Annotated in this window: 28 protein-coding genes and 1 pseudogene; 7 read left to right on the forward strand and 22 right to left on the reverse strand. The window is 45.4% G+C overall.

Going from position 1 to position 23,437, the window contains the following annotated elements; translation table 11 throughout:
• Nucleotides 1–17 precede the first annotated feature (17 nt).
• From QEP07_RS04155 to QEP07_RS04190, 9 genes are all read right to left on the reverse strand, one after another.
• The gene (locus tag QEP07_RS04155; RefSeq protein ID WP_285008665.1) at nt 18–515 is read right to left on the reverse strand and encodes a hypothetical protein; all 498 of its coding nucleotides are present in this window, start codon (nt 513–515) and stop codon (nt 18–20) included.
• A gap of 467 nt (nt 516–982) precedes the next feature.
• Nucleotides 983–1,393 (reverse strand): hypothetical protein, encoded by a 411-nt coding sequence (locus tag QEP07_RS04160; protein ID WP_285008666.1) that lies wholly within the window; start codon nt 1,391–1,393, stop codon nt 983–985.
• Nucleotides 1,394–1,404: 11 nt separating this feature from the next.
• Nucleotides 1,405–2,430: a pentapeptide repeat-containing protein gene (locus QEP07_RS04165; protein WP_285008667.1), complete on the reverse strand. Its 1,026-nt coding sequence runs from the start codon at nt 2,428–2,430 to the stop codon at nt 1,405–1,407.
• 46 nt (nt 2,431–2,476) lie between these two features.
• On the reverse strand, nt 2,477–2,788 hold the full coding sequence (locus tag QEP07_RS04170) for a hypothetical protein (protein WP_285008668.1): 312 nt from the start codon (nt 2,786–2,788) through the stop codon (nt 2,477–2,479).
• A gap of 451 nt (nt 2,789–3,239) precedes the next feature.
• Nucleotides 3,240–3,569 (reverse strand): DUF1493 family protein, encoded by a 330-nt coding sequence (locus QEP07_RS04175; protein WP_285008669.1) that lies wholly within the window; start codon nt 3,567–3,569, stop codon nt 3,240–3,242.
• A 6-nt stretch (nt 3,570–3,575) separates the two neighbouring features.
• Entirely contained in the window at nt 3,576–3,671 is a 96-nt protein-coding gene (locus QEP07_RS16540; protein ID WP_350223360.1) for a hypothetical protein, read from the reverse strand.
• 83 nt (nt 3,672–3,754) lie between these two features.
• On the reverse strand, nt 3,755–4,216 hold the full coding sequence (locus QEP07_RS04180; protein ID WP_285008670.1) for a DMP19 family protein: 462 nt from the start codon (nt 4,214–4,216) through the stop codon (nt 3,755–3,757).
• A gap of 551 nt (nt 4,217–4,767) precedes the next feature.
• A complete protein-coding gene (locus QEP07_RS04185) occupies nt 4,768–5,040 on the reverse strand; it encodes a hypothetical protein (protein WP_285008671.1) in 273 nt (90 codons plus the stop codon).
• A 115-nt stretch (nt 5,041–5,155) separates the two neighbouring features.
• Nucleotides 5,156–5,857, reverse strand: coding sequence for a hypothetical protein (locus QEP07_RS04190; RefSeq protein WP_285008672.1), 702 nt, complete (start codon nt 5,855–5,857; stop codon nt 5,156–5,158).
• Between the two features lie 315 nt (nt 5,858–6,172).
• On the opposite strand from QEP07_RS04190, the gene QEP07_RS04195 reads away from it, so the two are divergent.
• The gene (locus QEP07_RS04195; protein ID WP_285008673.1) at nt 6,173–6,439 is read left to right on the forward strand and encodes a hypothetical protein; all 267 of its coding nucleotides are present in this window, start codon (nt 6,173–6,175) and stop codon (nt 6,437–6,439) included.
• A 768-nt stretch (nt 6,440–7,207) separates the two neighbouring features.
• Here QEP07_RS04195 and QEP07_RS16580 read toward each other — a convergent pair.
• The 10 genes and pseudogenes from QEP07_RS16580 to QEP07_RS04245 all read right to left on the reverse strand — a co-directional run.
• Nucleotides 7,208–7,363 (reverse strand): annotated as a pseudogene (locus QEP07_RS16580) (IS256 family transposase); the annotation flags it as partial.
• Nucleotides 7,364–7,453: 90 nt separating this feature from the next.
• Nucleotides 7,454–7,930, reverse strand: a complete 477-nt coding sequence (locus QEP07_RS04205; protein WP_285008675.1) for a hypothetical protein — start codon at nt 7,928–7,930, stop codon at nt 7,454–7,456.
• 217 nt (nt 7,931–8,147) lie between these two features.
• Nucleotides 8,148–8,582 carry a hypothetical protein gene (locus tag QEP07_RS04210; RefSeq protein WP_285008676.1) on the reverse strand — a complete coding sequence of 145 codons (435 nt, stop codon included), beginning with the start codon at nt 8,580–8,582 and terminating at the stop codon, nt 8,148–8,150.
• A gap of 97 nt (nt 8,583–8,679) precedes the next feature.
• A complete protein-coding gene (locus QEP07_RS04215; RefSeq protein WP_285008677.1) occupies nt 8,680–9,291 on the reverse strand; it encodes a hypothetical protein in 612 nt (203 codons plus the stop codon).
• Nucleotides 9,292–9,306: 15 nt separating this feature from the next.
• Nucleotides 9,307–10,077, reverse strand: a complete 771-nt coding sequence (locus QEP07_RS04220) for an SDR family NAD(P)-dependent oxidoreductase (RefSeq protein ID WP_285008678.1) — start codon at nt 10,075–10,077, stop codon at nt 9,307–9,309.
• A gap of 30 nt (nt 10,078–10,107) precedes the next feature.
• Complete coding sequence (locus tag QEP07_RS04225; RefSeq protein WP_285008679.1) at nt 10,108–11,274, reverse strand: BT3233 family polysaccharide utilization protein; 1,167 nt, start codon at nt 11,272–11,274, stop codon at nt 10,108–10,110.
• A 22-nt stretch (nt 11,275–11,296) separates the two neighbouring features.
• Nucleotides 11,297–12,139: a 5-dehydro-4-deoxy-D-glucuronate isomerase gene (gene kduI / locus QEP07_RS04230; RefSeq protein ID WP_285008680.1), complete on the reverse strand. Its 843-nt coding sequence runs from the start codon at nt 12,137–12,139 to the stop codon at nt 11,297–11,299.
• Nucleotides 12,140–12,184: 45 nt separating this feature from the next.
• The gene (gene uxaC / locus QEP07_RS04235) at nt 12,185–13,594 is read right to left on the reverse strand and encodes a glucuronate isomerase (RefSeq protein WP_285008681.1); all 1,410 of its coding nucleotides are present in this window, start codon (nt 13,592–13,594) and stop codon (nt 12,185–12,187) included.
• Nucleotides 13,591–14,787 (reverse strand): mannonate dehydratase, encoded by a 1,197-nt coding sequence (gene uxuA / locus QEP07_RS04240; protein ID WP_285008682.1) that lies wholly within the window; start codon nt 14,785–14,787, stop codon nt 13,591–13,593. Before uxuA ends, uxaC begins: the two co-directional genes overlap by 4 nt.
• 115 nt (nt 14,788–14,902) lie before the next feature.
• A complete protein-coding gene (locus tag QEP07_RS04245) occupies nt 14,903–17,608 on the reverse strand; it encodes a TonB-dependent receptor (protein WP_285008683.1) in 2,706 nt (901 codons plus the stop codon).
• Between the two features lie 107 nt (nt 17,609–17,715).
• Here QEP07_RS04245 and QEP07_RS04250 point away from each other — a divergent pair, with 107 nt between their 5' ends.
• The gene (locus tag QEP07_RS04250) at nt 17,716–17,940 is read left to right on the forward strand and encodes an RNA polymerase sigma factor (RefSeq protein WP_256005041.1); all 225 of its coding nucleotides are present in this window, start codon (nt 17,716–17,718) and stop codon (nt 17,938–17,940) included.
• A 128-nt stretch (nt 17,941–18,068) separates the two neighbouring features.
• Entirely contained in the window at nt 18,069–18,548 is a 480-nt protein-coding gene (locus QEP07_RS04255) for an Lrp/AsnC family transcriptional regulator (protein WP_285008684.1), read from the forward strand.
• On the opposite strand, the gene QEP07_RS04260 is transcribed toward QEP07_RS04255, so the two are convergent.
• Nucleotides 18,545–18,730 (reverse strand): hypothetical protein, encoded by a 186-nt coding sequence (locus QEP07_RS04260; protein WP_285008685.1) that lies wholly within the window; start codon nt 18,728–18,730, stop codon nt 18,545–18,547. The two genes, QEP07_RS04255 and QEP07_RS04260, sit on opposite strands and share 4 nt — an antisense overlap.
• A gap of 118 nt (nt 18,731–18,848) precedes the next feature.
• On the opposite strand from QEP07_RS04260, the gene QEP07_RS04265 reads away from it, so the two are divergent.
• Both QEP07_RS04265 and QEP07_RS04270 read left to right on the forward strand, forming a co-directional pair.
• Nucleotides 18,849–19,535: a type 1 glutamine amidotransferase domain-containing protein gene (locus QEP07_RS04265; protein ID WP_285008686.1), complete on the forward strand. Its 687-nt coding sequence runs from the start codon at nt 18,849–18,851 to the stop codon at nt 19,533–19,535.
• Between the two features lie 56 nt (nt 19,536–19,591).
• The gene (locus QEP07_RS04270; RefSeq protein ID WP_285008687.1) at nt 19,592–20,545 is read left to right on the forward strand and encodes a sugar phosphate isomerase/epimerase family protein; all 954 of its coding nucleotides are present in this window, start codon (nt 19,592–19,594) and stop codon (nt 20,543–20,545) included.
• A 34-nt stretch (nt 20,546–20,579) separates the two neighbouring features.
• On the opposite strand, the gene QEP07_RS04275 is transcribed toward QEP07_RS04270, so the two are convergent.
• Nucleotides 20,580–21,314, reverse strand: coding sequence for a porin family protein (locus QEP07_RS04275; protein ID WP_285008688.1), 735 nt, complete (start codon nt 21,312–21,314; stop codon nt 20,580–20,582).
• Nucleotides 21,315–21,430: 116 nt separating this feature from the next.
• Between QEP07_RS04275 and QEP07_RS04280 the strand changes: the two genes are divergently transcribed.
• Together QEP07_RS04280 and QEP07_RS04285 are read left to right on the forward strand one after the other, a co-directional pair.
• Complete coding sequence (locus QEP07_RS04280; protein ID WP_256005029.1) at nt 21,431–21,643, forward strand: hypothetical protein; 213 nt, start codon at nt 21,431–21,433, stop codon at nt 21,641–21,643.
• Nucleotides 21,644–21,651: 8 nt separating this feature from the next.
• Complete coding sequence (locus tag QEP07_RS04285; protein ID WP_285008689.1) at nt 21,652–22,317, forward strand: Rossmann-fold NAD(P)-binding domain-containing protein; 666 nt, start codon at nt 21,652–21,654, stop codon at nt 22,315–22,317.
• A 9-nt stretch (nt 22,318–22,326) separates the two neighbouring features.
• Here the strand turns inward: QEP07_RS04285 and QEP07_RS04290 are convergent, their stop codons facing one another.
• Entirely contained in the window at nt 22,327–23,403 is a 1,077-nt protein-coding gene (locus QEP07_RS04290) for a calcium:cation antiporter (RefSeq protein ID WP_285008690.1), read from the reverse strand.
• Nucleotides 23,404–23,437 lie beyond the last annotated feature (34 nt).

A 23,437-nucleotide genomic window follows, 5' to 3' on the forward strand; every position in this document is an offset into this window, starting at 1 on the left:
TTTTGATAACTAAATATTTACAATCTCTTTAAAGAATTGAGCGCTTTTTCAAATTCCGCCTTTCTCTTCTCACTTACACCGACATACCCAATACTTAGAACCCCTAACCGCACATCTTTCCAATAGTGCCCATTTTTGGTCTTACCTTCCAAAATTATTGTCTTCAGCCTGTATTCCCGGCCCAATTCTTCCGCTAGTTTAGCTTTTAAGTCTAGTGCCTCAAATCGCTCGTTTGCCATGCTATCGCCTAGGGACAAAATATTGTCGTAGTTTAGCATACTCTGACCGAAATCGGATATATACAACTTTGACGAATCTTTATAGATGTATTGTTTTTCCAGTTCCCCATGCCCTCCTTTTAAAGTAATCAGTTTATGTTGCTTAGGTACATTCATGGAATATTTGATTAATGTCTCATTCAATCCGTTAGTTCGATATCGCACAATAATATCTTCGCGGTTAATTGCGCAGGAAAGGATGAAAGAAATTAATGTTATAAAAACTGCTCTTTTCATATTTCACTGGTTCTCTACGTTTAACTGCAGGCTCGTCTAATGGATTTCGTACTAATTGCTCATCGTTGCCTTTGTATCTCTAGATGCATTTACTCCGATTGTCATTGTCAGCAAAATTTACAGTATCTGGAGATACCCAATCCGCAACCACAGAAACACCATTTCTGTATATTGATCTAATGACTTCTTTTGGCAATCTATTTTTCAGGTCCTTTATCATCCAGTAAGCACTCCAAGCGTGCCATTTGAAACTGCTAGTCTTGATTTATCGGCATAATCTGTCCAGAATTGCTCAGCTTTATAGTCTTCCACGCCTTTATCGACAAAAAAAAAAACTGATGATGGGAAGTATCAAAATCAAGCTTGGTCACACTATTTCTTTTTTTGTAATAATTACATGTTTGAAACACCATTATAACTAGGAAAGTACTTATAAGCTTAATCATATCAGTAAGTATCTTCCACATCTACATAAAACATTCAACAACAACACTATAGCTACTCGCATCTTCAACCTTTCTTATCAGCATAGGAATGTCTTTTTTCGAATACCAGAACCCTTTACTCACGCCGCTTTTCAAGCGCTCAATCACATATTCCTTGAACTTGGGTAGTGCCAACTGATTCACATCCTCGAATTCATATTCTACTCTTGCCGTTCTACCCTTCATAAGCGGATGATACCCGAAAAAATACGCCCATCCAACTCTCCTTACACCTCGTACCTGAAAAAATTTACCCTGAGCATCTAAAATATACGAATCCTTAAAGATGCCAAAAAGTGAAGTACTGGCCAGTTCAGGACCCTTTGCTTTCGTGTATATATTCTTATCGGCCTTAAAAAGGTGCAGTATAGGGTAGTTTATAGTTTGCAACATGAAAGAAATAATTAGAAGGACTCCGCCGAAGATACGACCTCCTTCAAAAAAGTAAAGAACCTGGTTTGAAAGGCTTCCGTTAAATACTTGTTCCGAACAGTTGATATTAGATCCATTTTCATTCCTTGCTTCATTTCACTGTAAAAAAGGTTGTCGATTAAAAACAGTCCTTGCCGCCTGTCCTCACCTTCCCATTCAGATTCAATATGTGCCCGCATATTTGGAAATACTGCGTGTATATCTTTCACCAAAATAAATTCACCAGTAGCTGGAAAACGACAACTGCTAATATCAATCTCGTCAAGAAAAAGGAGATCGTCAAGTTCTGCTTCAGTAAAGTCAACATTTTCCATCCGATTACGATAATCCCTTGGGTCAATTCTATTGAACAACCAAAGGATAGAAGTTTGAGCGTTCGTCGAGAATCCCCTGAATATCGGAGACTCAACCTTCCCGATAAACTTAACGTTTCGCATTCTGGACCCGTCAAAGTCCGTTGCGTAAAACTTGCAGTTATCAAATATGCAGTGCTCTATCAGAGGAAATGAGAAAAATGTCTCCTTTAAATTACAATTTTTAAAATTACAATTTATGTACGACCCTGCATTATCAGCAATATTCGAGTTTAAGAATGCATATGACAAGTTGCAGGCATTAAAATCACACGAGCTGAAATCGCAGTTGTAAATCCTTATTCCTTTTGCTACAGTAGAATCAAAAAAACAATTATCAAATTTGCAACCCTGAAAGTATGCATAACTGATATTAGCGTAAGAAAAATCAATACCGACTAAACTCGCTCGCTTCACATCCAGACTTCCATAGTTTATTTCAAAAGAGTGCTCTTTTGTGCCAACTACCTGACTCTTTACAACTTCGGAAAGCGGGGCTCCCCTAAGATCAATTCTTCCATCCACAAAAGAAATTCCCGGTAAATCTGCTATATTCTTCTTTCTTTTGAATGATTTCCTTACTGCTAACAGAAGACGTTGCCCCTCCGCTGTTTGCCAACGCTGCTTCAATTGCGATTTTGTCATAACTTAACACGCCACTAATCTGTTTTGCTTGATAGTGAGATAAGCATTATCTATCTACCCTGTCCAGCTTTTTATATTTATAGGCCATAGTCCTTCCGCTCGCATTAAAGATACTATCCTGCTGTCGGTCCTTTTTGTATTCAGTAAGAATGATGATATCTTCACGCATAAATACGGCATCAGTATTTCTTACAACCTTGGGATCACTATTACTGAAGGTCGCCGGGCCATCTGGATGCACTCTCGCCCTGTACAACTCCCTCTTCCAGGTGTAGAGTGTCACATCATCATTACTGTACTCTTTTTTACAAGCAGATACTGCAAGTAGCAGCGGGATCAAGAAAATAAACCTTATCATATGTCTTGAGAACTAATTATATTTGATTAAACTTCCAAAGCAAATTACACATAATAGGTTGATATTCTCCTTCCTAATTCAATATTTAACACCTATTAACATTTTGGATTTTGTTGGTATAGCTTGCCCGGTTTTATTCAGAAGTTAACAAACTCTGAAGATTTCTCAATTCCTGTCGATTTCACGTCCAAATAGTTAAGACAGCTATAACAGGATAAGACAATCCGTTAAGAATGGTAATACCTTTACATCAAATCCCTGGGGAAGCAGTTCGGTTAAGTTTACCGCCCCATCCAGCCCGCATCAGCCGTTATAACGGGACCTTGCATATAATCTGATTGGCTGACGCCTGGACTCGCCCGGGAATAAAAAAGCCTGGCTCATTGAAGAACCAGGCGTTTGTATTTTCAGACTTTAGCGGCGGATTCTAAACCCGCACGGAAAAGAACGGCTAATCTGCTAAGATGCTTTCGTCTAATTTTCCCAAAGCGATAGCTTTTTCTAAGTGCCCTAATGTTATCACCTTCTTTTTAGTTTCCTTTCCAGTGAAAATTAATTTATACAAAGAAAAGCTTCCCTCTGGAGCAAAATACTCTGATAATTCTAGGTCTTCAGTATCTATATCAAACCTTTTTCCGAACTCTTCAAAAAATTCTAATGCATCATCACCAGTAATTTTTAAGTCTCTTTCCAATTGAGTATCTCTTGTAAGCTCTATTTTATACCTACCTCTCATTTCAATTATCAGGGATTTTAGCTGGTTAAATATCTCATTATCCATTTGATCTTATAAATTGTGAACCAATATTTCGGTTTCGCTAACAAAGCAATTGTGATTACCCTCTAATTCTATATTAAATACCTTTTCTTGTTTAGACGTCAATGTTTAGCAATTCTGTTTTTGTACCTGCAGTTTTTAACATACAGTTCTCCTGCAAGCTTTGCAGGGTTCTACTCCGGGGCAAATCAACTATCTAAATAGCTGGTCAGAAGATGTTCTAGATCTTCATCTAATTCGTCGTATGCATCGTCTAATTTTTCTAATGCGTCGAACAAATCCTCATCAAAGTCAACTATTCCCGCGAGTGCTCTATAAAATACCTTTTCTCTAAATTCCTCTGTACTGAGCTGACCAGTATTTACTAATCCTAATGCGTCCTCTAAAATTTGCGCTGATTTAAAAGCTCCGATCAGTTTTAAGTGATTTACAGTTATGTAAGCAAACTGACCATTAGAGTTGAAGAAGAATTGATGAAGCCCCCCGTTAATTACCTGCTTGTGAAAAACAACAACGGTATATACAACCTGAAGATGGGTTGGCAAATTGGTTATGTGCCGGAACCATGCGTCTTTATCCCCAAGAATGGACTCGTTTAACCCTTGCACAGCCTCCGTGTAACAGCTGTTAATTGCATCTTTATATTTCATCCATCTAACTTCGAAAAATTTTTATCAAAATGTTCTATTCCGTCTTTCAAGGTCAAATTATTTCAACTTGACTTGATGGTTAAGCTATTTATCCTGCGGATAACATAAACAGCGACCCTAAACCGACAATCAGGTAAATCCAAAACAGGAAAAAATAGTCTTTGAAGCCACTCTCGTCAAAATGGTTTACACTCCAATTAATCTTTTTTATTGAAGAGTATCTAGACCCCAATAAAATATATGGACATGAAGAATATCCAAGCCTTAGCTGCAGTAAAATTATCTGCAATCGATAACACGATTGAACAGTTACATATAAATATGTGATAAGACCTGTACCCTTTGTATAGTCCTCCGAAAAGTTTGTGTTGCTTGACCAGTACTTTTTTGCAAAATACCCGGCAAACACGTTTAAGGAAATCATAAAATTGATCAAGTTTCGTAAAATCATGATTTTATCACGCCCTCAGGCATTATGTTTTTATCGATCATTTTCAAAGCATATTTATATTTCGCTTCGATACTACCCTCCAAATGACCACCATATTCGCTCATATGTCTCTGCGTTCACATGCTAACTTTTTAAGTTCTAGTACGGTCTGCTCATTATCACATCCTTGTTCAACCCGGTAGGCAACTAAATCCCGATAGGCTTCCGAAACAAGGCCTTTTTCTGCAAGTACTAAGTCCTGTATTAAGTTATCTATAAAGAACCACTCAGAATCTTTAATAATAGATAACTCCTTCTTAGTCGCACAACGCGCAAAACTATCGACATCCCCATCGTAAGATTTATATATTTTTAGGTGCTTTAGTGTAATCATCTTGCAAGGCTTTTATCTCCTTCGATCAGCTAAACCCCAGCCTGTCTTAATAGTTCAAGACATTCTGCCTCTAACATGTGAAATAAAAAATATAAGCGTATCATTTACATAAATATTACCCTTGTCGGCTGGACAGGAAGGACTCATATAGCCCTTGAATATCAGTCTTACCCGACAGTAACGCTGCTTTAAAGCTATCAACATCAGCAAAAACCAGTTCCACAGTATAAGGTGAATGTATAAGCAGGTAAACAGCCCCATTCTCGTCAACGCCCAGATAGTTGCCATCTCCTAAATTCTTAAGAACGTAGAAGACACCCTCTGGAATCTCTATTTTAAATGTACTCTGTATATCTAAAATTTCTTCTAAACCTGGATCTACCATGCCAAGTATCTTCTGTAAATTCAGCTTGTCCTCATCACCGGATTTGTCTTCGCTAATTAAGTTTCCGTCTACAATATGTGGATCCAAGTCTTCTATAGGCGCCATCATTTTATAGCCCGAAAACATTCCCTCCACTAGATATAACTCTACGAATTCGAAGGCTTTACTTCGTTGATTCCAAACGCCTAAATTTTTTATGATGAGTAGGGACGGCATTGATTTATCTCTGAAGTCTCGAGCAATATTTGCATTAAGCAAAAAAGTGTAACTTCCTTTGTAACCGAGTATATTCTTTTTTACGCCAAGGATAAACTCCATATTAATCTGAGGCAGTAAAAACCTGTATCTTTCAGGCAATCTATAAACAAGCGCTACAAAAAAATCGACATGCTTAGTCGTAAAGGAAGGCTTCTTCTTAAATAATCCAAACATCTTACTTTATATACTTTTTGTATAAAACCACAAATCTTCAACAGAGAAATCAGTTAAATTTATCTCGCTACCAAATAAAGCTCCAAGACCTTCACTCATGGCTTCAATTCTTTATTATTCTAAGACGTTAGCTAAATTTAATCTGTAAGCAAGCTAGAGATTAAATCGGATATCACAAAGAAGATTACTTGCATTTGCATTCCATCAGTCTTATCGAATGTCTATACCCGCAAATTCTACAGAAAATACTGGTCATCAATAGCGTGTTAAAAAGATTTGACTGGTTACCTTTCTCGTATTCCTGTATTAAACGATATGAGAAAGTTAGTCAATAAAATTTTCTTCGCGTTCAAAATGTATCCATTTTCTACCGGTGCATTCTCGATTACCCTTTTCTTCTGGTCCATGGTTGTTACTGGGTATATCAATATCAAGCTAAACCCAGCTCCAAACGGCTACCCTGACTATCTGGGTGAGGGGGTTATGATGGGCGCGTTTCTCGCATTGTCATTCGCAGCGTTCATAATGGCCGTAACTTTGCTCAACATCACCTTTCAAAAAAAGAAAGATTTCTATATCTGACTTTTATAGCAGCAAACGGGACTGTAAGTTTAATATGTTGTCTGCTATTGATGTCTTAGCCGTAATGAAGCTTCAAGTACCTCATCAGAATTCTTCAGGAGAATTTGCTCTCTATCTCTCTCTGCTTTCTAAAGTACTCATAGATATGTTCACAAGCATTGCTTTCAGAAAAAAACGTCTTCTCTTTGCCATTTTTTTCCATATCCTTTTTGATAGAGAAAAACTCATTTTGGGGACGCCGTGTACATAAAAAATTCTGAGCCCGCATAAGTAACACCCGTAACATGAACACCCTTCGAAGCTACCTGAGTAAATGCTGGCTCACACTTCGTTCACACCTTGTTCACAATTAAGCCACAATAGGGTACCTTTTTGTGAAGGAAATGTGTCTGATGTGTGTTTAATGTGAGCGAATGATCCCAGCAAGGCCACCACTTGATAAATACCAGTAAATTATATATTCTTTGAATCTTGTCTCGTCCTGCTATAGCTTGTCATTAATTCCTAACGATAATGAAAGCGAAATCAGTAAAGAAAGCAAAAGTCACCCTTTCAAACAGGAAGCCATGGGGCAGACTTGATGAGCGCGCCAAGGAGAAAATTCTCAGCGAGATAGACAGTGGGCTATTGAGCCGAAGAGTTGCTGCTCGAAAATATGGTTTGCCTAATAGCACAATAGGTAAGTGACAGGATAAACATAATTTGGCTATCCTGTTGCATCCACAAACTTTTAATGAGCCTGTAGCTATTAGCGACTCTCAAGAGGCAATGATGTTCCAGCTCACCGGTCATCATCGATTCCAGAAAATGCTTCATCATGGGCGCCAGTACGCCGTCGGTGCCGGTCTCTTTTTGCCGGGCATATAAGCCTGCTATAGCTTCTTTCTTGAAGCTCTCGAAGTTAAAGTCTTCTTGTGTTGCCATTATTTATGTCGAAAGTTTAAAGTTACACTATTGACACAGTTCAGGAAACACCCTCATAGAGGCGACAGTAACTAGTTCCTTAGGTTCCCTCTACAGATTTATTTGAACTTTGACTAAGAAATCCATTAAATCCCGGATCATAACTTCCCTTTCATCATCCTTGTTACGATCTAAAAAAAAAGATAATTTATCAATCGCCTTTTTATAGTGGGCAGCCTTAAAAGGACCCTTCATCTCTTTGATGACCAGCAAAGCGTTGGAAGCAGTATAGTAATTATCTGATATCGTTAAGTCTATAAAAAACAAAAGATGATTGGAACAATCAAACGCTTCACAGCATAGCACCAAGTACCCACGATGATTTTTAGAAAGCGGATTTTTTATTGCATTTATAAAAGCCCTAAGAGATGTTTTATGCTTAATACAATAAAGTATTTTAGCTACTGAATCTCGTACTTCATGGCTCTTCGTAGTTTGCAAAATCTGATTTAATTCCTTAACCAATGAAACTTGATTCTTATCAATTAACATCTTCAAATTGCGAAAAGCAACTTCCTCGATGCTCATCTTGAGTCTTTCTTCCTTACATAATTTCATAATAGTAACAGGTAATGCTGTTCAGAGGTGGCCCCCGCGGTAGTGCTGTGCAGTTTGGGTTTTACTATTTTACTGATCTGAGAAATTCAAAAAATCGTCTTCGTTCTTTAACGCTTCCTGTAAAAATCTCTTTGCTTCAGAAAGTACAATGGAACTCTCTTTTAAGTTTCTGCTGAAATTCCTATCTCTAAAAGGGGTGCTTGTTTCTCCAATACTTTTCAAATTCGGCCATTTTTAATTCATAATCATTACCACAAAAAAAATCATCTATCAAATTGTAATTCTCGTAAAGCACCCCTGAGATATGATTCAATTGTTTTTTGTAACATTCTTTAATATCTATTTCGTCGCGGAAATATTCTGATTTTATATCTTGTGCATCACTTTGTCTCAAATACTCCAACAAATTGAAAAGATTTATTTCTTTATCAGGCTTGTTCAACTTATAAAGTGTTACATAAAACTCACGAAAGTACTTTTCAATCTTAATCACATAATTACCTGAACTATATTCAATCATATATGATTCCCCTTCGTTGAGTTCTGTTTTCATCTGAAAACCGAATGCTTCAATAAGTCTTTTAGAAAGCTCATAGATGTATTGTATAAAACTCTGTTCCATGTAAATAGTATCGACCCTCAGGCACCCTACTCTGTTAGCTTAATATATAATTCTTGTATTGTCATAACTAAAAATGACGCAATAATTCCCCATCTAGTTAATAAATTTGTAGGAACCCGTGATTGAAATTGAGTGCCCTTATTCCCACATACGGCAAAGACACCGTCAATAACTCAACGTACCATAATATTTCATTTTTAATATTACGCCCATTGCCTTGTTCGTATCTGTTAACATGAACCCATCTATTAATCTCCGAAATGCTCAATAAATCTTTAAAGGCAAATTTGCCCTTTGCGGTATAGATTATGATTTCAATACTCCAATCAGATGGACCAAATAAAAACTCTACTCTTGTATTATTTTGCTTTGTATACTCGATGTAATAAGCTAACCCCTTCTCGCAATAAGAATGTCTTTTGAAAAATAAAGTGAGGAGCACAATTTCAATTTCATTTAATGCATCCAGGAAATCATCTGTTAAATTATTTATTTTGGCCATAGTCCTCTGTCTTGCATTAAGTTTATTTCTGCCCATATAATGTTGTCCAACCGTTCTTGTAGGCCACGATACATCATTAGATAATATCCAATTCACTACATTGAAATTGTGTTTAATTAGTTCAGGTGCAATTTCAACATTTTGATTTGGAAGAGTTAGGTCTTGCTTGTTAGATTTAACGCGCACATCAACGCCCTCGCTTGGCAAACAAACAGTGACATCTTATCTCCCCATCCAGCCCCCGTCAACCGTCATAACGGTGCCGTGCATATAATCTGATGCGGCTGAGGCCAGAAATACCACCGGGCCTTTAAAGTCGGCGGCTTCGCCCCAGCGACCGGCGGGTATGCGTTCCATAATGGAGCGGCTCCTGTTTTCGTCGGCACGAAGCGCAGTGGTATTGTCTGTTGAGATATATCCGGGTGCAATGGCGTTTACGTTCACGCCATGTGCTGCCCATTCGTTGGCAAAGGCCTTGGTTAGCTGACCAATAGCGCCTTTGCTGGCGGCGTAGCCGGGAACGGTAATACCGCCCTGAAAGGTGAGCAGGGAGGCGGTAAAGATTATCTTGCCGCTGTTGCGGGCAACCATATCGCGACCTATCTCGCGGCTGAGGATAAAAGGTGCGGTTTGGTTTACGGCCACCACTTCGTCCCAGTACTCATCAGGGTGATCGGCTATAGGCTTTCTGAGTATGGTTCCGGCATTGTTCACGAGGATATCAATCACCGGGTGATCGGCGCGGAGCTTTTCAATGAAATTCTGCAAGGCCTGGCGGTCGCCCATATCGCATTGATAGGCGTAGAACATGCGGCCCGTGGCTCCTACGGTTTTGGAGACCTCACTGCCTGATAGCTCAAGGTTGGCCGATACGCCAATGATGTCGGCCCCGGCCTCTGCTAATGCTTCTGCCATGGCTTTTCCTATGCCTCTTTTGCAACCGGTTACCAGGGCTATCTTACCGCTCAGGTCGAATAAATTAAGTACGTTCATTTCAAATCATTTATAGAATGCCTACACTACTTACTGAATACCAATTGCCACGTTCTTTTCTCTGGCAGCAGCGAAGTTTTGCAGGTACATGTTCCAGGAGCTGGCGTCCCAGCGTATGGGGCGGCGACCAGCGCGACCGGCAACGGCTTTGCTCCACGCGGCCCCATTGTAATACACGATGGGTTTGCCCGACTGAACGCTCGCCATGATAAGGAGGTGTGTATCGGAGGTGCTCATCATCGCCGGGCGATCGCCCAGCAGCGCTGCTATACCTAAGGTGCCGTCGTCACCGTGTGCTGGCTCCCAATACGACATTAAGCCGCTGGTTTCGCTAAGCACCGAATGCCCGGGTTCTTTACGTTTTACTATGCCGATGGCTACCGGTAGCGGCTCCGCACCGGCAAAGGTAAAGGTTGCCTCTACCCTGTTCAACTGCGACCCTGCATCCAGGGAGATGAGTTTGCTGACCTTAACTTTCCGGCCTGCTACGTCCCATTCGTCGTAATCTAGCTGAAAGGTGAAACGGATAGGGCCTTTATCGAGCACCTTCCAATTCCGGTAGTTTTTAGGGAAATGAATCTTGTTGCCAGTAAACGGGGCAATATCGCCACCGCCGAGGGTATAACCCACGCTATAGTAGTCGAGGCCCTGACCGTGATCTTTGTGGTAGTCGCCCGACTTATACCATTGATCGATCACCATGCTATCGGTACGCTTAGCCCATATATCTATGCCATAGGCGTTTTCATTAGTAGCTTCCAGCGCCTTGCCGTACATACGGAAGGCTACTTTATCATTTTCCCAGGCAAAATCGTCCTTACGCTCCGGCACATACCGGCCGTACACCTTTGTCGGAAAAGCTTTCGCTTGGCCCGGTACCAGCCTGATAAAATGCACCAGAATATCGGCCTGCGGATTCAGCTGCACCAGCAGGTTTTGTACAGATTTTTGTCCACGATACTCCAGCTGATAAGGTATCTCCTCTTCGGTCTGCACATCGATCACCTTAAAATTATCGGCTTTCAGTTCCGGGTGTTTCTTGATCAGATCGGCCCATTTAATGGAAAAGGTATAGCCCCGCATCTGCTCTGCATTGAGTCCGCTCAAGCTTACAGAAAAGCCTTCCTGGGTTTTCTGGGCCTGCAGGGTTTGCAGACTGGCTGCAAAAAGGAGTAATAAGGTTGCCAGCTTTTTCATCCTGGTGGTTTGCTTAGGTTGGTTATTTCAAATCAGTTATTGCACAATGGTCCATATCGCCATAGTCAAGGTTCTCGCCTGCCATACCCCATATAAAAGTATAGTTGCTCGTTCCGGCACCGGAGTGTATCGACCAGTTGGGCGATATGACGGCCTGCTCGTTCTGCATCCAGATATGGCGTGTTTCCTGAGGCTCGCCCATAAAATGGCAAACGCTTTGTCCGGCCGGTACCTCAAAGTAGAAGTATACTTCCATACGGCGGTCGTGCGTATGCGCAGGCATGGTGTTCCACACGCTTCCGGTCTTAAGTTCGGTCATGCCCATTTGCAGCTGACAGGTCTGCACCACGCTGTTTACGATAAGTTTATTGATCACCCGGTGGTTAGCCGTTTCGGCCGATCCTAGTTCTACGATCTCCGCCTCCTGTTTGGTCACTTTCTTCGTGGGGTACACATGGTGGGCCGGGGCAGAATTGATGTAAAATTTGGCAGGCTGTGCCTGATCTTTACTTGCAAAGCTAACCTCGCGATTGCCCCTGCCGATATACAATGCTTCTTTATATTCGAGTTCGTAGCTCTGGCCGTCGACTATAACCGAGCCTGCTCCGCCTACATTAATGATACCCAGCTCGCGGCGTTCCAGGAAGTATTCCGCTTTCAGGTAATCCGGATTGCTCAGCGCAACGTCCTCGTGTACAGGCATTACACCGCCGGTAATGTAACGATCGTAATGCGATAGCACCAGGCGTATGGCATTGATCTCAAAGAGGTTGGGGATTAAAAAATTGTCGCGTAAAGTACGTGTATCCATTTGCCGCGCCTCATTCGGACTAACGGCATATCTTCCTTCAAAATAGGTCTGCATTGTCGGCTTCTTTAATTTTTGCGTTGGTTATTCGGGTAAAAAGGGTTAATCGAGTCCAAAATACTCTTTTGCATTGTAATAGCAAATATCAGAAACGATCTGACCTATCCATTTCTCGTCGCCGGGCAGCAGACCAGCCTCCATTTCGACGCCAAAAAGGTTGCACAGGATGCGCCGGAAGTACTCGTGCCGCGAGTAAGAAAGGAAGCTCCGCGAGTCGGTAAGCATGCCTATGAAATTGCTTACGATACCCATGTTCGACAAGGCGTTAAGCTGCTTTTCTATGCCGTCTTTCTGGTCCAGGAACCACCATCCCGAGCCAAACTGCATCTTGCCTTTCATGCTGCCATCGGCAAAGTTGCCGATCATCGCCGCGAAGGCCTCATTGTCGGCCGGATTAAGATTATAAATAATCGTCCTGGTAAGCTGATCGCTGGCACTCAGGTTGCCAAGGAAACCAGCCATACGTTCTATCTGGTTAAAATCACCGATGGAGTCATATCCAGAATCGGCGCCCAGCTTGTTGAACATACCGATGTTGTTGTTGCGGATAGCGCCAAGGTGAAACTGCTGCACCCAGCCCTTCTCGTGATACATTTTAGAGAGGGCAGTAAGCACATAACCCGCAAAAGCATCCGGATTCGAATAGTGGCGGTCGCCCGGCTTCAGAAAGGCCTCAAACTCCTGCTGCTCCGTTTCCGTGAGGCAGTAAACCGCAGGTAGGGCCGACAAACCATGGTCGGCAATGCTGCAGCCATGTGCGGCGAAGTGATCTACCCGGCTTTGCAGCGCGGCGACGAGTCCCGGTAAATCACTTATGACCATATTGGCTGCCTCGCCCAGCGACATCATATAGGCACGAAACTGGGCAGGTTTATCAATCTGCAAGGCTTTATCCGGGCGGAAGGAGGGCTTTACCTTCACTTCAAAGTTGCTTTCGCGCAAAGCGCGGTGGTACTGCAGGTCGTCGCATGGATCATCGGTAGTGCCCACCATCTGCACCTTGAAATGCTTCAACAAGCCCTGGGTAGAAAAATCGGGTGTGGAAAGCAGCTTATTGCAGTGCTGATAAATCTCCGCAGCCGAGCCTTCGTTGAGGTACTGGTTTACCCCAAAAGGATCCTTAAGCTCCATATGCGTCCAGTGAAATAAGGGATTGCGCACGGTGGCCGGCACCACGCGGGCCCAGGCCATAAACTTCTCCTCATCACTGGCATCGCCGGTAATCAGGCGCTCGTCCACCCCAAGCGCACGCATACCCCGCCATTTGTAATGATCGCCTTTAAGCCAGATCTCTGTGAGGTTGGCAAACTGCTTGTTTTCGGCAATCTCCTGCGGTGGCAGGTGGTTGTGGTAATCGATCACAGGCAGGTCTTTCGCGTAGTTGTGGTACAGCGTTTTAGCGGTGTCGTTCGACAACAGAAAGTCTTCTGGTATAACTGCTCCTTGTTTCATCGTAAGGTGGTTTTTGAATGAATAATGCCGTGCTCCAGTCCCCGCAACTCTGCCAGTCCCTTTAACCTGCCGATGGCAGAATAGCCCGGATTGGTTAGCTTGTGCAGGTCGTCGAGCATTTGGTGACCGTGATCGGGGCGCATCGGGATACTGATTTGTCGCCGCTGCTGCACCTCATAAAGTGCGCTCACTACGCCGTACATGTCTACATCCCCTTCCAGGTGATTGTCCTCATAAAAATCGCCCGCCCCGTTGCGCCGTGTGCTTCTCAGGTGCACGAAATGAATGCGGTCGGAAAAGGCCTCAACCATGCCTACCAGGTCGTTATCTGCCCGAACGCCGAACGAGCCTGAACAAAAACACAGTCCATTGTGCAGGGAGGGTACGGCGGTAAATAACTTATCTAACATCGGGGCGGTGCTTACCACCCTGGGCAGACCGAATATCGGGTATGGCGGATCGTCGGGGTGTATGGCCAGTTGTATACCCACTTCTTCCGCCACAGGGGTGATGTGCGACAGGAAATAGATCAGGTTCTGAGCCAGTCGCTCTGCGTCTATACCTTGGTACTTATCCAGCGCCTGCTGAAACTGCTGCAGGGTAAAGCTTTCCTCGCTACCGGGCAAGCCGGCGATTATGGTACGCTGCAAGAGCAAACGCTCCGCCTCGGTCATGCCGCTATAGCGCAACCTGCCAGCTTCCAATTCTTCAGCCGTGTAGTCGCCCTCCGCCCCGGGCCGCTGCAACATAAACACATCGAAGGCTACCAATGCGGCCTTTTCGAATTTCAGTGCCCGGGCACCGTTTTCCAGTTCAAACATCAGGTTGGTCCGCGTCCAATCGAGCACCGGCATAAAATTATAAGTCACAACCCTTATACCGCATCTGGCCAGATTGCGCAGGGTGGTTTTATAGTGACTGATATAGGTTTCAAAACCGGTATCCTGTGTTTTAATGCCCTCATGCACGGGCACGCTTTCTACCACCTCCCATTGCAGTCCGGCTTTCTCTATAATCGCTTTATGATTCTCTATTTCGGCTACGCTCCATATTTCCCCGTTGGGGATGTGGTGCAGGGCGCTAACCACCCCTGTGCAGCCGGCCTGACGGATATCGGCCAGGCTAACCGGATCGGCAGCGCCAAACCAGCGCATGGTCTGCGTCATCCGGTAAATGCGGTTTTGTTCGTTCATATCGTATTTAGTACTGTTTTAAAGATACGGGCTTGGCAATAAAAAAGGGGCCTTTAAGCCCCTTTTATTATCGCAAACGTTTGCGCTTAAGCGTTTATAGCCTTGTTGCCGACTGTTAGTTGACCGTGTAGCGGTAAACAGCCCGGCCCAGTTGTCCCTGTGCACTAATACCTTCTATCACCACCTTGTATTTCCCTTTACTGTCTGCATTAAAGAAGTCGAAACTGGCTGCGCCGTTATTGGTGATCACCGAAGGGTTCCAGTAAATGGTGGTGCGGAGGTCGGCCACCTGCGGATCAGTCCCGTCGTGCTTATACTTAGGCGAATAAAACTCCTTGCTGTTGTTGTAACCCTGCGGCAGGTAATTGGTTACCGAAGGATCGTACCTGGTGCGGAAAGCTCCCGGCTTGGTTGAGATCACAATGCTTTGTCCGCCCAAGAGCGACATCAGCGCCATATTGGTCCGCACCACATCGATGCGTATGATATCTGTGGGATTGCCCTCATAAACAAACTGCGCTTCGCAATGATCAAGCTTCCTGCCGTTAAGAACGATCGTCATCGGTTCGTTCCTGCTGAAAGGTACGTCGACCATACCGCACTGTCCCATGTCAACGTTCCGGAAGGCCACGTTTGTGAGTCGCATCATCAGGAATTCCTTAACGTCTTTGAACTGTGCAGGATCTTCTACGGTAAGGGTCTGATCGGCATGCCCTTCGGGTACCGACAACATATCGACCCTTGTGGCAAACCTGCGGCGTGCGCGGATCTCCACTTCGCGAAGCTGCTGCGTACGTCCCATCATACCGCGTTTCAGCAGGTCATCTTCCTGAGCGCGACTGTTGGCCAGGATTGCAGCCATCAGGTTCCTCGGATCGCTATCCAGATCGCCGATATTGAAGTTAGGCGTTTTAGGTTGTGTGCTCATGCGGTCGACCAGCACTTCTACATTTTTACCCCCTTTTTCGGTACGCCCCTGCACGGTAAAGTCTATACCCTCGCCGATAAGCAGGTTATCGAATTTAAACCTGCCCTGCGCGTCGGTAACGGTATCAATCACAAGCCCAATGCGGTTATTGATCAAGGTAATTTTACCATTGGCCACTGGCCTGTTGCGCAGGTCAAGCAGTTTACCGCTCACCGCCGAAGTCAGCTTTTCTACCGGATATGGGAACTGGAGCGGCTTTACCGCCAGGTCGCGCCAAACAAAACGGCGGTACCCCTGGGTCATCATCAGTACGTCAAGCTTAGCGGCCGTTTCCTCATTCGGTTCTACAAAATAGTAATTGGGCTGTTCTACATAACCTTTGATGTCTGAACTAAGCAGCAAATGGGAGAAAATGCTGTGCTCCGTGCGCTCATCGCTTGGCACCGTGGTTTCGTTGACTACCGCAACCGAGAAACTTCCGGTGGCAGGCTGCCCCGCCGCATCTTTAGCGCTCAGGGCGATATCCACTTTCTCTCTCGCCTTATACTCCGTTTTATTTGAGCTCAGGCTCAGGTTTAACTTGTCGGTATTCTGAACAAAAATAATGCGTTCGTTGGTCGCGATGCCCGCTCCGGAAAAGAGCGTGAACTGCAGAATTCCGGATGGGATGTCTTTAAGCGGCACGGGGATCGAAACCATGGGCTTGTCGACCGCAATAGGGCTGCCGAAGTACACCACGCCCCCACCCTGTACCACAAGGCCGAGTGAGCCTTTGCTTGCAGCCAGGGTCGCTTCGCTGGTCCTGATCCGCACGAGTGCTGTATCATTTCCAGTGTTATACACCGAAAGTACATGTCCCGCAGCCAGCGCTGCCGGAAGCTTTACAGCCGATTTGGATCCGTCGGCATACGTAACCTGTGCGGTATAGGTTTTTCCCGCCTCTGGCTGAAGCTGGAAATAGCCCATGCCCAGGTGCTGACTCTCAAACTGGGCAACTTCCTGGTTGGCCTGGTCGGTAATCACGCCTTTAACATCTACACCATTTCCGGAGGTACCGATGGCTTTGAAGGCCACGCGTGAACGCACGCCGTTAACCAGTTGCCCCCCTTCCGGGAAGAATTGGATGTCTGCTTCGGTGGCGACCGACTTGATCATAAATTTCTTAACGATGATGGATTTCTCCTCCAGCTGTAATTTGGTAGCCAGGTGTGCGTTCTGGAAAGTCTTGGACTTGCCACCTCTGAGCTCTACCCTGATCTGGCCCTGGGCATCTGTCTCTTTTTTGCCGCTGCTGGCAATGGCAGAATTGTCTATAAAGTCGTAGCTAACCGGCTTGTTCGCATACGGCTCGCCCTTGTCATTGGTATACGTGATTACAGCGATAACAGCCCCTTTCGCCGGGTATTCATAGGTAATTTTAGTGAATACCGGGTTGGCTACAGAGTTCCCTACCTTAAATACTTTATTGTAATAATATTCCGGTCCGGCGTTGCGCATCCATTGGGTATAGGCCCGGATCCGGTAGTTGCCGTCTCGCATATTGCTGTCGGCCAGGATGAACTCGCCTTTGGCCATTCCGGATATGACCGGAAGTTTAAGCGCTTTGGCCAGGGAATCGGATTCATTGAACAGATCAACGTATACAGCGCCACTATGACCGGAAAGCTGGTTTTTGGCGCCTAAGGTGACATAGGCCTTAAACCATATGGTATCACCCACAAGGTAATAAGGTCTGTCGGTATGCAGATACACCTTTTCCTGTGGATTAGACTCTGCCCACTTTTCGAGCGCGGCAATCATCTTTTCTAAAGGGTCGGTTTGCATAGGGGTAAAGGCGAAAAAGCCCGCCATACTGAGCAAAAGGACGGCTACTAAGGAGCGTTTTAAATTCATAAAGGTATTTTTTGGTTATAATCAGGGTAAATATATAAATATTAAGGTATCTGGTATATTTTTTGTTCAAAATGGATGTTGCGCTTACCCATTTACCGAATATACCTATGAACATCCTTTCCAATCAATTATCTGCAGAAGAACAGCTGGTCCAAACCGACTGCTGCCCTATTTTTATCAAATATTTCGAGGGCTATAAATGCCGGGAAATAGCGGAATCCATGAATTTGCCGCTGCAGGTCGTAAAAGACCGGATAAAAACGAACCAGCGGAAACTCAGGGCCAATCTTAAGCAGTTCAGCAAGCGGTTTAAAGACGCCTGTACCGCCTGATCTAAAAATTTCAGCGGGCTTTATTTGGTAGTTTCAAAATAATAGTATCTATTTGTACGTAGCATACATCCCGTGCTGTGTTGACCTTAATCGTGTTTTTTTAATTATTTACAATAGCCACTGGTTATATGAATAGTTCCGCATTGGATCAGACAGACAGAGAGATTATCCGCCTTCTGCAGCAGGATGCCCGCCTTTCGAGTAAGGAAATTGCCGCACGTCTAAAAAGAAGGCCGTCGACGATCTTTGCCCGCTTTAACAGGCTAAAGGAACTGGGATACCTTACTGGCAGTACCGTGCTTATAGACCGCAATAAGTTTGCCGACCTGATGACGGTGTTTATCAATGTGCAGTTAAATGATCATTCCTGCGAGGCGCTGAGTGCATTTCAGGAAGATATGGCCCCCCACCCGGAGGTGATGGAATGCTATCATACCACCGGACAGGTTGATTATGTATTGAAGGTTGTGGTGAATGATATGGCGGCGTACAAGGATTTTTTAGTGAAGAAGCTCACGAGCAACCTGAATGTTAAGAGCTATGCAAGTCATTTTGTAATCGCCGAAAACAAGCGCGAACTCGCTTACCCGATGCAGCATCTGCTCTAGTCGCCGTCGTTTACCTCGGTTATTGGCGGAATGCCCGCCTGGTCCTCATCCGATGTCCCATCGTTTTGGGCGTTCTCATTCATCTTCTCCAGCTGATCTGTCTGCCTCGCTCCGGATCTGATCTCTTCATCTTCTTCGATATGCTTTATCTGAAGATCCTCGTCTTTTCTATCGTTTTTCATGATGCTGTTTTGCCATAGAACACTGCCTCCGGGAAATAAGTTTTGAAATTATACCTAAACGGTGGAAACCCTGCGCCGTGTCGGTTGTTATACGATTATTAATCTGTTAATCCTTTTTATGAAAAAGATACTGATGGTGCTTACGTCGCACGAAGATATGATCAATACGGACAGCAAAACGGGTGTTTGGCTGGGTGAGTTCACTGATCCGTACTACGAATTTATTGATGCGGGTTACCAGATCACACTGGCGAGTCCGCTTGGGGGCAAACCGCCGGTAGACCCGCTGAGTGAGCTCACGGAAAACATCACAGCGTCTAACAGGCGTTTTCAGAATGACGAGGCGGCGAAGAGTGCTTTCGAAAACACGTTGATGCTTGCAGAAGTGGACGCAAATAATTTTGACGCGGTGTTTTATCCGGGCGGACACGGACCGATATGGGACCTGGCATCCAGCGAAAAAAGCGGGCAGCTTATCCTCGACTTTTACAAGGCCGGAAAGCCGGTCGGCCTGGTATGCCACGGCCCTGCCGCGCTGATTAAGGTGGAAGAACTGGAACCGGGATTCCTGAACGGGAAACGCATCACGGCTTTTACAGATACGGAGGAAGTGATGACTGGTCGCTCAGGCAACGTGCCTTACCAGCTCGAGTCTAGATTAAAAGAGCTTGGGGCCGACCTGGATTCGGCGCTTATACCCTTTACGGCCCATGTGGAAACGGACGCTAACCTGGTCACCGGACAAAACCCGCTTTCTGCTGGCCCGGCCGCGCAGGCCCTCATCAGGCTGATTGAAGCGGAGTAAGCCGCTGGATTCGATTGGTTTTAATTGTATATTAGGCATCGAAACCAATTGTAATCATGAACAGAAGGGATTTTATTCATATGGGTGCTGCTGCAGGAATACTTGCGGCAGCGCCCTCAGCCGATGCTCTGGCGGGCGTTAAGCCTTTAGGTAACACGAAAGACAAACGTTATCAGAAAGGCGCCAGCCCCTGGCCTATTTGTCTGGATACCGCGACGATAAGACCTGCTTCACTTAAAGAAAAAGTGAGGATTGCGGCGGCAGCTGGCTATGATGCCATTGAACCCTGGGACGGCGAACTGCGCGAATATGAGGCACAGGGAGGCAATCTGAAAGATCTTGGAAAGGAAATCAAAGACCTGGGTCTTTTTGTACCCAGTGTTATTGGCTTGTGGAATGCCCTGCCGCCTACCCGCGAGCGCTTTGAAGAGTCGCTTAAAGGGACGCGTGAACGCATGCGTATGGCCTCGGCAATTGGTTCGCAGCACATACAGACGATACCGGACACTGCCGGCGAAGGGTACGACCAGAAATGGGTGGCTGCCCGTTATCGGGAAATCATTGAAATAGGCCTGAAAGAATACAACCTGGAGCCTGCCCTGGTCTTCGTGAAATACCAGCCGGTAAAGACGATGGGTCAGGCGCTCGGCATTGCTATGGATACGAATCACCCTAAGGCAAAGATCATCCCCGACACCTATCATATGTATATTTCTGAAGGTGGCTTTGAGGGGCTTAAGATGCTCAATGGCAACGCGATAGCCATTTTCCAGTTTGGCGATGCACCGGCAAGTCCGGCCATCCCGCAGTTGGGCGACGAGCACAGGGTATATCCGGGCGACGGCATATTGCCGCTGCCCCAGGTTCTGCGCGACCTGAAGGCTACCGGCTTTAAAGGTTGTGTGTCGCTCGAGCTATACAATCCCAATTATCACAAGCAGGACCTGCAGAAAGTTGCGGAAACGGGACTGCGCAAGACACTCGAGGTGATCAAAAAAGCAGGCGTATAAGCTGCGCATTGAACGCGTAGCGTTAATGGGCGCCTTAAAATTGCACGCCTACGGCCAGCGACAAGGTAAACATCCTGGTATCGAGGTTACCGCCGTTTGGGGCCGACTTTCTGTTGAACACCGGATTGATCATCTGGCTCGCCCTTATGTCAGCAAAGGGGTTGGTCTTGAGCGATTTTCCCGATACTTTCAAGCCTCCTATCACACTTGTGCTGAAGTTCCTTACGTACATCAGTTCGTTCTGCTCATTCTCAGGCTTATCGTATCCGTCGGCCTCCGGGAAGATCAGCTTGGTGCGCTTATGCAGGGCTACCCCCCTGGCAAAGCCACCGTATATCCCAAGACGTACATTGGTGGCCGGAGAAAGGACGTTATACTGAACGGTTACAGGCAGTTCCATGTAATCGATCTTGTAGTTAAAGTAATTATAGGCCTGTTGTTCACCATCTTCTGTATAAATGATAGCCTCGTCGTTTTCCTCGCGGTAAGACATGCCCCTGCCCGAGTATAACAACTCTGCGCCTATAGAAAGTCTGTCGGTAACATGATAATCGAACGTTACACCCCCATGGCCTGAAAAGCGCGCCCAGTTCTGGAAGGTGTCATAATAGCCAGGTATACGCGGATCGAAGGGTTCTACATCCTTGCTGAAAACGGATGCATTTACACCTGCTTTAATACCTACGCGGATATGTTTCTGAAAGGTAATTTGTGCGTGCGCACACAGACCCAGGCTTAAGGCAAGCAGGGTGGAGAGAGACTTTTTCATACAGTTTCATTTGCTTACCGAATATATAAATTTTCCAGGTAATTCATGGCTAAGCTTCAACAATAAACAAATGCTGTATTTCCCTTGTTTAAGTATTGAACTTAACCAATAATGCTATGAATAGGACAATAGGGGTAATTTTGATTGTGATCGGCGCCATTATGCTGATATGGACCGGCTTTTCTTATACCAAGAAGGAGAAGGTTGTGGATGCGGGGCCTATACAGATCTCGGCCGACAAAAAAGAAAGTGTGAACTGGCCGCCTTACCTGGGCGGGATCCTGCTCGTGGGTGGCATCGTGATTGTTGCCAGTGCGGGCAAAAAGTAAAAACCTTTATGCAGCCGATCAGCGTTATCATCACAGGAACCACAGGTATGGTTGGAGAGGGTGTACTACTCGAATGCCTCGACAATCCAAAGGTTGGCAGGGTTTTGGGCGTGAGCCGAAAGCCCTGCGGCGTGTCGCACCCTAAATTTACAGAGTACCTTGTGCCGGACTTCCTGGATCTGCAGGCGGGCGACCCGCAGCTAAAAGGTTATGATGCTTGCTTCTTCTGTGCGGGCATCAGCAGTCTGGGTATGTCTGAGGCCGATTTCAAAAAAACAACCTACGATACAACCATGCATTTCGCTGAGGTCGTTTCTTCCGTAAATCCGGGCATGACCTTCACGTACGTAAGCGGGGCAGGCACAGACAGTACCGAAAAGGGCTTTTTGATGTGGGCAAGGGTAAAAGGCAAAACGGAAAACGACCTGCAAAAGCTTCCGTTTAAGAAGGTGCATAACTTTAGACCCATGTTTATGAAGGCGATGCCCGGTCAACGGCATACGCTTTCTTTATATAAGTATTTCGCCTGGCTGTACCCGGTTTTAATAAAGCTTTCGCCTAATTCAGTAAGCACGCTTCAGCAGGTAGCCCGCTGTATGATTCTGTGTGCCACGAGCGACATTCAGAAACCGGTGCTTGAGGTGAGCGATATTAACGCCTTGGTAAAAGCCTAATAACGCTTTCTAGGGAAAAATGGTCAGGAACAAATACACAAAGAAAAGTACCAGCAATACAACGCCCTGCATGATGGTGGTTTTGCCCGACTGAAAAGAAATCATCACGGTGATAAAAGATAGGGTGAGCAGAACGATCGACTTTGCATCTATACCCAGCGTTACGTTGATACCGGTAATGAGCGACGCAATGGCTACGGCAGGAATGGTTAGGCCAATACTCGCGAGTGCAGACCCCAGGGCCAGATTGAGGCTGGTCTGAAGCCTGTTCTTTGCCGCTGCACGTACCGCTGCAATGCCTTCAGGCAATAAGATCACCAGTGCCACAATGATTCCGACAACCGCTTTAGGCGCACCGAGGCTCACTACACCGGTTTCAATGATCGGTGCCAGTTTTTTGGCCAGCATAACTACGGCAACGAGGCAGCCTAAGAGCAGAACCAGACTGAGGATGGCCGTCTTGGCCGTTGGCGGCGCAGCATGCTGCTCTTCATCATCGGCCCCGCTGGCCGGAAGAAAGTAGTCGCGATGCCTGACGGTCTGAATCAGCACAAAGGTACCATACAGCACCAATGAAATCACGGATACAAAGATCAGCTGACTTTTGCTGTATGAGGGGCCTAAAATACTTGTGGTATAATTGGGCAGAATAAGGGTCAGTGTACAGATGGCTACCAGTCCGACTAACGCTGCGCTCACTGCGTGCATACCAAACTTCTGTTCCTTATGGTATAAACCGCCCAGGAGCAGGCACATTCCGATAATACCCGTAATAATGATCATGACAGCTGCAAAGACCGTATCCCTGGCCAGCGTAACCGCTTCTTCCCCACCCGCAAACATCAGCGATACAATCAGCGATACTTCTATAACGGTAATCGCCAGCGCGAGAATAAGGGTACCAAAAGGCTCACCGACCTTGTGCGCGATGACCTCCGCATGGTGCACGGCAGACATTACCGCGGCAACCAGTCCGGCCGCAGCAAGCACGGCAAGCATCGTATTTTCGACATTTAATATCAGGAAGGCAAGGGCAAGTAAAGGTGCAATGATGGTCCAAAGCGGAAGCGACAGGATTTTTCTCATCTACCAAATATAACGATCTATCTGATATTTTTTC

Origin of the sequence: Pedobacter faecalis (genome assembly GCF_030182585.1) — a bacterium.
Lineage (GTDB): Bacteria > Bacteroidota > Bacteroidia > Sphingobacteriales > Sphingobacteriaceae > Pedobacter > Pedobacter faecalis.